Genomic DNA, 8,346 nt, shown 5'->3' on the forward strand with positions numbered 1-8,346 from the left:
TACGGGGCTAGTCTGACAACGGAAAGGGCAAATGTGTGGGATTGTGGGGTACGTGGGTAATCAATCGGCCAGTGAGGTATTGCTAGCAGGTCTAAAGAAATTAGAATATCGGGGCTATGATTCGGCGGGCATTGCCCAAATTTTGCCAGGGCGACCCCAGCTCCACCGCCTGCGGGCAAAGGGGAAATTAGACAATCTAGCTGCCAAAATAGCAGAGGAGAAAGTAGAGGCAACAATTGGGATTGGTCACACCCGTTGGGCAACTCACGGCAAACCAGAGGAATACAACGCCCATCCCCATACTAACCGCGCCCAGACTCTAGCAGTAGTACAAAACGGTATTATTGAAAACTACCATAGTCTGCGGCAACAGCTCAGAGAACAGGGTTACGAATTTGTTAGCGACACCGATACAGAGGTCATACCCCATTTAATTGACAGCTTTTTACGAGATAATACTCTCCTGCGGGCAGTCTGCCAAGCGGTAAAAAGATTGCAAGGGGCATTTGCCCTGGCTATTCTCTGCGTCCACTACCCCGATCAAATCATTCTTGTTCGTCAACAAGCCCCCCTGGTAATTGGCTTAGGCAAAGGGGAAAACTTTTGTGCTTCTGATACCCCCGCTTTAGCGCCCTATACCCGATCGGTTTTACCTTTGGAAAACGGTGAAATTGTCCGCCTAACTGCCGAGAGAGTGGAATTATTCAACTTCAACGGTGACCCTATTAAACTGCGTTCACCCCAAACTCTCAGTTGGAATCCGGTCTTGATTGAAAAACAGGGTTTTCGGCACTTCATGCTAAAAGAAATTTACGAACAGCCGGGGGTGATCAGAGCAGGGATAGGGAAATTCTTAGGGGATGATGACAGGATTGAACTAGGCCTGCCTGAGGGGACATTAACCGATGTCAAACAAATTCAGATAGTAGCTTGTGGGACAAGTTGGCATGCGGGACTAGTGGGTAAGCATCTTTTGGAGCAAATTGCCCAAATTCCCACCACCGTCAACTACGCTTCTGAATACCGTTACGCCCCTCCCCCTTTTGTTCCCGGTACTTTGGTAATTGGTGTTACCCAGTCAGGGGAAACTGCCGATACCTTAGCTGCCCTGGAACTGGCTAAAAGCCGGGGTTACAGATGCCTAGGAATTACTAACCGTACTGACAGTTCCATCAGTCGGGTTGCCCACTACCTCCTAGACACGCAGGCAGGGATTGAAATCGGTGTAGCTGCCACCAAGACCTTCACTGCCCAATTGCTCACCTTCTACTGGCTAGCGCTGTCTTTCCAACCTGATAGCTCCCAAAAAAGAGAACTGCTCTTGGGCTTACGCCAGCTCCCTGCCCACATCGAACGCATCCTGGAAAGTCAAGAGCGCTACATCGAACAACTCGCCCACAAATTTTCCCACACCCAGGACTTTATTTTTATTGGCAGGGGTATCAATTACCCGATCGCTCTTGAAGGTGCCCTCAAACTCAAGGAAATCAGCTACATTCACGGGGAGGGTTACCCAGCGGGAGAGATGAAGCACGGTCCGATCGCCCTTTTGGATGATGCTGTACCAGTAGTTGCCATTGCTACCCCCGGCGTGGTGTATGAGAAAGTGTTATCCAATGCCCAGGAAGCGAAAGCTAGAGATGCGCAGTTGATTGGTGTTGCTCCCCTCAACGACCCCGCAGCTAGAGAAATTTTCGATCATATTCTGCCTATCCCGATCGTGGATGAACTGCTTTCTCCCCTGCTGACAGTGATTCCCTTACAATTACTTGCCTATCACATTGCTGCCCATCGGGGTTTAGATGTAGACCAGCCCCGCAACTTAGCCAAGTCCGTAACAGTAGAATAAAGTAGGTTTTCTCATGCCTAGCCTCTTTAAGTCTCAGCACCATATGGATTCTACCTACAGGGAAGGAGCGATTATTATTCTTTATCAAGGGTCAGGGGAGGAATTTATCCAACAAATACCAGATAAAACTGTACTTCTCCCCCCTACAATTTGGGCAAAGATTATGAGAAAGTAACCACTATTGACAGTGCCAAGATGACTATATTTCACAAAAAAAGATGTAGGTGTAGAAGTTGTACCTATCAAATCCTTCGCTGATCAAATCTCCCAAGGCGTTTCTTTCTTTGAACAGATTGTTTGGGACTGAGAAGCAAGAGGGATAGCTGATACTGATATACCTGTACTAGTTGTGGGGATTACTCAGAGTGTGAGGTGCTTCATCGCCATTAGAATAAAGTATCGATCATTCTTGCAATCCGATCGCTTGCCCCTGGTGTTCCCATCCGTTCCCGTCCCACCAGAACAGCACTGTGAAAAAAATCAGGGTCATGGAGAATCCGATCGGTAATCTTTTCTACTTCCCCAGGATGGTTGAGTAAGGTAACTGCTCCGCCGAGTAAGTAAGTCTGTTCTTCCGCAAATTGGCGAGTGAATTGGGGTCCCTGTCCTGGCAAAGTGAAAACGGGTTTGCCCACGCCTACTAATTGCTCTGTGGCAGTACCTGCCATCGCCAAGCCAAAATGACAGAGGTGCAGACAATCGGGGAAGTAGCCTTTGAGGAGGAGCAACTTGCTGTTTTGCTTGGTGAACTCCGCTGACCCTTGCCAGCCCTGTCTCTGTAATTCCTGCTCCAGTACATCCCGATCGAGACTATCTGCCAGTGCCACCAAAAAGGTAATAGGGGTTTCGAGGGACTGCCGTAAGTTTTCCGCTAACTCTAGGAGTAGTGCAAAGTTTTGGTAAGCTTCTGGCACCCGCGACCCTGGCAGGATAGTGACAACCCAGCTACTATCTTTTTCAGGGAGGTCTAAGCCCTTAGGCTCCAACTCATCCAGCATGGGATTACCTACACACGTGACTTTCAGCTTGAATTTTCTTTGCAACCAGTTTGCTGTCAACTCATCTCGTACAAACACTGCTTTACAACTGGGCTGCCCCATCAGCCACCGCTCCCAAGGATAGAAAATCGAACCACCCCAAAACTCCCCAGTCAGCTTGGCACCCCCCCGATCGTGCCAATAGTATTCTGATTTTGCTGTTGCCACAAACACATAGGGACAGCCCCGCCAACTGCACAACCAGGCAAACAAAAGGGGTACAATATCCCCCACTGCCACAATCAAGCGTTCCCTACTGCTCCAGCGCCACAGCGATCGGAACTGTCGCCAGGTCAACCCCAGCAACCCACTTCTAATATCCCGCCAGAGCTGTCTGACATCCATGCGTACAAAGCCACCCGTCGGCATTGCCTGTACTACCCCCGCCATGAGGGGAATATCCCGATAACTATGCCCTTCCCCCACCAGCGGTAAGGCTACCACCCCATGCCCCAATTTTTGGAGAGCACGACCAATTCTTGCCCCAACTTCATCTTCCCCATGTCCATTACTCAAACAGAGAATTTCCACCCTGCCCCCTCATACGAAACGATCGGCGATGCTGGTCAGACAAACCCAACTGGATTACAGCCTGGCGATGTTTAGGTGTACCATAGCCCTTATTGTTGGCCAAGTCATAGCCAGGGTAGTGGTGTGCCATCTGGGCAATTAGGCTATCCCGATAGACTTTGGCAACAATGCTAGCCGCCCCGATTACTACTGAGAGAGCATCTCCACCTACAATGGCAGTTTGGGGAAGGGGAGAAACTTCTTGCCAACCCAACCGATCGCGTCCGTCCACTAAACAATGATGGGGTGTTACACCCAGCGCCTTAATTGCTCGCTCCATCGCTAACAAGCTCGCCGCCAGAATATTAAATTTGTCGATTTCTGCCACCCCTACTACCCCTATGCCCCACTGCGTCTGTTTTTGGATTAGTTCTGATAGCTGTTGCCGTTGCCTGGGGGACAACTTCTTGCTATCCCTTACTCCTAAATCCCAAAGACAAGGGGTGTAGAGCACTGCGCCCCCTACTACGGGACCAAACCACGCCCCCCTGCCTACCTCATCTACCCCCACCACTAACTCCATGAAGACAGATTTACCCTTTGGTTAAGTCCGTCTACTATGTTATATTCGATTTATTGAAGGGGTAAGTTAGGCAGCTATGGCAACCAATGCTGATCTGCAGCTAGGGGATAGGAGGGAACCAAGTGTACAAGGGGAGGTATTTTTTGACCTTGGCGATACCCCTGCGGAATTTGTACCTATTGCCCAGGAAGAGCCAGTTGGAGAACTGCACCTGCGTTTTTTTGTCCCCTCCGGCAAAGAGTACGCTCTCCCTGCTATTGAAATTCGTGAAGTCCTAGAGTGTTCCCCCGATCGGATTAACCCCATGCCCAATACTTCACCCCTGATTCTAGGCATGATTAACTTACGAGGGCGAGTTATTTGGGTCTGCGACCTGGGGCAGTTTCTAGGTGACCCTAACCCTGTCAATACCGATCGAGCAGAACTACCAGTTGTAGCGATCGAAGCTGGGGGCATGGTGTTGGGGGCAGTAGTCGATCGCATTGGCGTAGTGGCTTGGTTGGACCCCGAGCAATTGCAGCCAATTGAAAACCCCCTCAACAGGTTTGTCAAAGGAGAATGGCACTTACCGGACAACCAAGTAGTTCAGCTACTGAGTGCTGAAGAGATTTTACGTTCCCCCCGTTGGATCAATCCCCAGTTACAGTAAATTTCTAGGAGAAGCTGATGGCAACTGTTACCAAAGAGCAGGAAGAATACAAGAAAGCAGAGCGAGCCTACATCGATGGCAGGTATGAAGAGGCCGTGGTGCTAACAGCTAAGTTAGTGGCTCATAACCCTAACAATGCTAAGTATCGCCTGCTGCACGGTCACGTCAATCTGGCTCTGAAAAACAGTGAGGAAGCCATTAAGAATTATGAAGCTGCTATCCAAGTCACTCAGGATCACAATATTTTGGAGCATGCTACTTGGGGAATCAACGAAGCGGAAAAGCAAAAGCAAGGGGATTACTATCAGGAGGACACTCCCCCCACTAGTGGTACAGGTGATGAAGTAGTAGACCCTTTTGCCGAATCAGAGACGGACTTCAGCTTTGGCTATGAGCAGGAAGGGGGCGAGTATTTGCGGGGGGATGCAACAATTTTGATTTCTCCTGGGAGTGTTGGTACGAACAAAACCTTTATCACCCAGCAGGAGGAGTTTAGTTTTGATGCGGAGCAAGCAGATGAGTTTTTTGGGGATGAGTTCGATGACACAGGGGCTTTCCGTACCCTCCAGGACGAGGACATCACTAGCGGATTTGCTGCCATTGAAGGGGAAGAGTTTGATGGGGAAGCCCATTCTGGCACAGTAACAGCAATCGGGTTAGTCAGCACCACAACTGACACTGATATTGGCATTGTTCAGACTAAAAAGGTAGAGGAAACACCGTTACCAGATTTTGTCCCTGAAATTGCCCCAGTGCGACCAGGGGGATTGGACGGTATGTCCATGCGGCAGAAAATGCTAGTCATTCCCTTGGTATCTCTTCTATTGGGAGGTGCAGCCAGTTTGATCGTGGGGCTATCTCCCTGGCTACGGGCACAGCATACCAAGCCATTAGCAACCACAGGGATAGGCTTGGGCGTATCCACACTGACGTCGATCGTTTTAGGCTCTCTGGTAGCTCGCAAAGTCAAACGTACGGCTGACAGTCTACAGATGCAGATGGAAGCTGTTATCAGGGGCAATCAAAACGTGCGTGCCCTAGTGCTAACTACAGATGAGTTGGGCCTAATTGCTACAGGGTTCAACCGCATGATGGATGTACAAGCCAAATTGTTTAACGAAATCAAACTGAAGGTATCGGAACTGGAGCAGGCAAAAGAAGACCTCCAAAGGCAAGTAATTCGCCTGTTAGACGACGTGGAAGGGGCAGCGCGGGGAGACTTAACGGTACGGGCAGAAGTGACGGCTGACGTACTGGGAGCGGTAGCGGATTCTTTTAACCTAACGATTCAAAACTTGAGTGAAATTGTGTTACAAGTGCGGGAAGCTGCTCGCCAAGTGAACAAGGGTGCAGCAGAGAATGAAACCTTTGCCCGTAGCCTATCGGCAGATGCATTGCGACAAGCAGAGGAACTAGCTGTTACCCTGCAAAACGTGCAGATGATGACAGAGTCAATCCAACGGGTAGCAGAGAGTGCTCGGGAAGCAGAGCAGGTGGCTAAACTTGCCTACAAGACAGCCCTGAGGGGTAATGATGCGGTACAAGTCACGCTAGCAGGGATTGTCAATATTCGCAAGACGGTAGAGGAATCGACGCGCAAGGTAAAACGATTGGGGGAAGCCTCCCAAGAAATTTCCAAGATTGTCGGTCTAATTTCGGGTGTGGCATCACGGACGAACTATCTAGCTATTAATGCCAGTTTAGCTGCTGCCAAGGCAGGGGAGGCAGGTAAGGAATTTGCTCTAATTGCTGATGAGATTAGGCAGTTAGCTGACCGGGTAGCACGGTCTTCTAGGGAAATTGAACAGATCGTCTTGCAAATTCAGGGTGAGACCAACAACGTACAGTTAGTGATGGATAAGGGTACAGAGCAGGTAATTGACGGTATGCGCCGTGCAGAACAAGCAACCCAAGCTCTCAATGACATCATTACGGTATCGCAACAGATTGATAACCTGGTGCGATCGATTACGGAAGATACAATCAGGCAGACAGAGACATCGCGCACGGTATCCAGCGTAATGCAACGGGTAGAGTTAACAGCTCAGGAAACTTCTCAGGAAGCCCGCCGTGTGTCTGAGTCGCTACAAAACCTAGTAGTAGTTGCCCGTAACCTACAAGAATCGGTAGAAAGATTCCGGGTAGACGTGGACGACAAATTCAATCGCTAACTATTAGTGGGAGGTTATGACCATGATGCATCTAACTCAGCCAGCAGTAGTAGAGACCCTCAGTGCCCTGCTAGGGGAACTGTCGTCAGCACAATCGCCCGGTGCTAGCTTGACCAAGTTGGCGGAGCTACTAGAGCAGGATGTAACTGGGCGCACGATCGTTTCCTATCTACAACGGCACATTGAGCAGGCGGGGGCTAACTTAGCCTATGGTGAGCTGTCTAACTTTGTAAGGGGTTTAAGCCAGGCGTTACAGACAAGCCCCGTGGAGTCTAATAATTTGTTGGAGTCGGTGATTGACCAAGCTCAGATGCTAGAAGAGAGGACGGGGATTTATCCTTCCGCCGCCGATCCCTTTGATAACTTTGGTGCCCAAGCCGCCGAGAAATTAGAGGAGCTGATCAACAACCGACGATCGGGTAGAGACACATCCACTGTAGAGAGTAGCCTAGAAGAGCTAATCGCTAATTATGGCATGTTACGGTTGTTACGCTATATCAATCAGGTAGGTAGAGATGGGGGTGACAATTACGAAACTATTAAGACCTATCTCGCCCAAGGGCAGGAATACCTCATTGGTAAGACAGAAAGTCTAGGGGAACTAGTAGAGAGCACCATCATTAGTGCTAGTGCGGCAGATTGGGGTGTAGAGGATTTTCTGGTCAATCCCCCTTCTAGTCAAGCAGCAGACCCCCTTGGTGCTTTAAGTTTAGGGGCAGAGGAAGCAGAAGACACTTTTATTCAAGAGGCAGGTGCAGAAATTGAGGCAGACCAACAAGCCTTTGATGACTTACTTAACAATCTTACGGCGGAGCCAAGCTCTCCAGAAATTTCTGAGAATTTACTAGTATCTACGTCTAGCGGTAGTGACGAGGTAGAGATAGATTTATTCGGTGAGTCTGATAGCCCAGAATTTGTTATAGAAACAGAAGTTATGGAGGGCGGAGAAACCCTAGGGCTTGGAGAAGAAACAAGCGAAACAGGGGCGATTGTGCCAGAAATGACTGCTCCTGAGATGGCTGACAATGATGATTTATCTGCTAGTTCTGCCGAAAGTACACCAGAAGAGGCTGACCAAGGGTTATCTGAGCTAATAGCTGGAGCGGAAGAGTCTGCCGTAGTTGTAGAACAAGAGGTGGCAGGTGTATCATATCCCCAGCGTAGGGGCTTGTTAGAGCTAGGATTACTAGAATTGGTTAGGGAAGCAATAGGAGACGAAGACGCTACTATTGACTACGATGCCATTTTAAGGGAAGAAGCAGAACCACTAGTACTAGATGAGCAACCAGCACTAGACCTTGGCTTAGAGGAAGATGTCACGATTTTACAGGATGTGCCCCAGTTTTTTGCCTCAGTAGAGGAGTCAGAGGTCAGCGCAAGTCTGGAAATAGGAGAGCAAATTATTACAACAGAGGAACCGTCAGATGTCTTTGGCGTGGCTGCGGCAGAAGAAACCCCAGAGAGCACGATCGATGACCTACTGACAGAGGAACCAGCAGAAGCAGAGGTCTTGGCAGCGGCAGAAGAAACCCCAGAGCACACGACCG

At 49.5% G+C, this 8,346-nt stretch carries 6 protein-coding genes; 4 read left to right on the forward strand and 2 right to left on the reverse strand.

Going from position 1 to position 8,346, the window contains the following annotated elements; translation table 11 throughout:
- The first annotated feature begins 31 nt into the window (after window positions 1–31).
- Window positions 32–1,849 (forward strand): glutamine--fructose-6-phosphate transaminase (isomerizing), encoded by a 1,818-nt coding sequence (gene glmS, locus NZM01_07460; GenBank protein MCS6959870.1) that lies wholly within the window; start codon window positions 32–34, stop codon window positions 1,847–1,849.
- 386 nt (window positions 1,850–2,235) lie between these two features.
- Here the strand turns inward: glmS and NZM01_07465 are convergent, their stop codons facing one another.
- Together NZM01_07465 and NZM01_07470 are read right to left on the reverse strand one after the other, a co-directional pair.
- Window positions 2,236–3,417, reverse strand: coding sequence for a lipid-A-disaccharide synthase-related protein (locus tag NZM01_07465; GenBank protein ID MCS6959871.1), 1,182 nt, complete (start codon window positions 3,415–3,417; stop codon window positions 2,236–2,238).
- A complete protein-coding gene (locus NZM01_07470) occupies window positions 3,395–3,979 on the reverse strand; it encodes a ribonuclease HII (protein ID MCS6959872.1) in 585 nt (194 codons plus the stop codon). The genes NZM01_07465 and NZM01_07470 overlap by 23 nt, the downstream gene beginning before the upstream one ends.
- 76 nt (window positions 3,980–4,055) lie before the next feature.
- Here NZM01_07470 and NZM01_07475 point away from each other — a divergent pair, with 76 nt between their 5' ends.
- From NZM01_07475 to NZM01_07485, 3 genes are all read left to right on the forward strand, one after another.
- Window positions 4,056–4,628 (forward strand): chemotaxis protein CheW, encoded by a 573-nt coding sequence (locus NZM01_07475; GenBank protein MCS6959873.1) that lies wholly within the window; start codon window positions 4,056–4,058, stop codon window positions 4,626–4,628.
- A 17-nt stretch (window positions 4,629–4,645) separates the two neighbouring features.
- Window positions 4,646–6,799 carry a methyl-accepting chemotaxis protein gene (locus NZM01_07480; protein ID MCS6959874.1) on the forward strand — a complete coding sequence of 718 codons (2,154 nt, stop codon included), beginning with the start codon at window positions 4,646–4,648 and terminating at the stop codon, window positions 6,797–6,799.
- Window positions 6,800–6,821: 22 nt separating this feature from the next.
- Window positions 6,822–8,346, forward strand: a 1,525-nt coding sequence (locus NZM01_07485) for a hypothetical protein (protein ID MCS6959875.1), incomplete at its 3' end; no start/stop codon positions are given.

The sequence above is a fragment of the Pseudanabaenaceae cyanobacterium SKYG29 genome (assembly GCA_025055675.1).
In the GTDB taxonomy this organism is placed as follows: Bacteria; Cyanobacteriota; Cyanobacteriia; order Pseudanabaenales; family Pseudanabaenaceae; genus M5B4.